Origin of the sequence: Mycobacterium sp. E3198 (genome assembly GCF_001667015.1) — a bacterium.
Classification (GTDB): domain Bacteria; phylum Actinomycetota; class Actinomycetes; order Mycobacteriales; family Mycobacteriaceae; genus Mycobacterium.
This window is the reverse complement of the sequence record NZ_LZIS01000163.1, coordinates 1-888: the sequence shown is the minus strand read 5'-3', so window position 1 is coordinate 888 and position 888 is coordinate 1. Positions and strand designations below refer to the sequence as shown.

The following is an 888-nucleotide window of genomic DNA, read 5'->3' as shown; positions in this document are numbered from 1 at the left end:
CGCCTCGCCCAGCGAGTAACCGCCGAGCACGATGCGGGTGTTCGGGCAGGTCCTGGCCATCGATTCAACGTGGGCGCTGGCATCTCCGGCGCCGGCGGATGCCGACGGGGGCCAATCCTCGGTGGCGGGGTAGTTGACGGCATACACGGCAACGGACCGGCCCCCCACCTGCGAGCGCAGGGCATCGATGAATTGCTGTCCGACGCCACCGACGCCGGGTGCCTCGTCGGTGCCGCGGGCGAACGTCACCTCGGCGTCAGGGCATGCAGCGGCGGACGCCGGGGCAAGGGAAATGGTTGCGCTCAGCAGCGCCGCCGAGTTTGTGACCACCGCGGTAGCCAGCAAACGGGCGAATCGGTGTGCGTTCACGTCCCAATGCTGACACGTGCAGTACGTACTGCGACACCCCCGACCGGCTGAATTCTGGCGCCCGGCTGCCCCCGCCAGCAAACCCAAAAGCCAAAGCTGCCTCACATACTCAGTCCGTAATATCGCGCCATGAGGCTTGTCGCGATGACACCGGGCGCGCATCGTGTCCTCGATCTGGCGGCCGCCACCTGGCTCGCAGTGGCATTGGTTGTTGCCCCAGCTGTGACGCCGTCCCCGATCGCCGGCACGATTCCCGCGGCATCGGCGGCCTGCCCCGACGCCGAAGTGGTTTTCGCCCGCGGGCGAGAGGAGCCACCCGGCGTCGGCGCGGTCGGCGACGCATTCGTCAATGCACTGCGCGGCAAGACGCGGAAGTCGATCGGCGTGTACGGCGTGAACTACCCCGCCAACATCACCACCGGCAGTGGCGCCAACGACATCGGCGCCCACGTTGAATCGATGGCCAGGACCTGCCCGAACACCCGCATCGTGCTCGGCGGTTACTCGCTGGGCGCCGAG

At 68.1% G+C, this 888-nt stretch carries 2 protein-coding genes; one reads left to right on the top strand and one right to left on the bottom strand.

Features of this window, described 5'->3' with window-relative positions; translation table 11 throughout:
- Window positions 1-369 (bottom strand): cutinase family protein (locus A5673_RS18105; RefSeq protein WP_231971129.1); only part of this gene is annotated, 369 nt, incomplete at its 3' end.
- A gap of 144 nt (window positions 370-513) precedes the next feature.
- Here A5673_RS18105 and A5673_RS18100 point away from each other — a divergent pair.
- Window positions 514-888 (top strand): cutinase family protein (locus A5673_RS18100; RefSeq protein ID WP_156748352.1); only part of this gene is annotated, 375 nt, incomplete at its 3' end.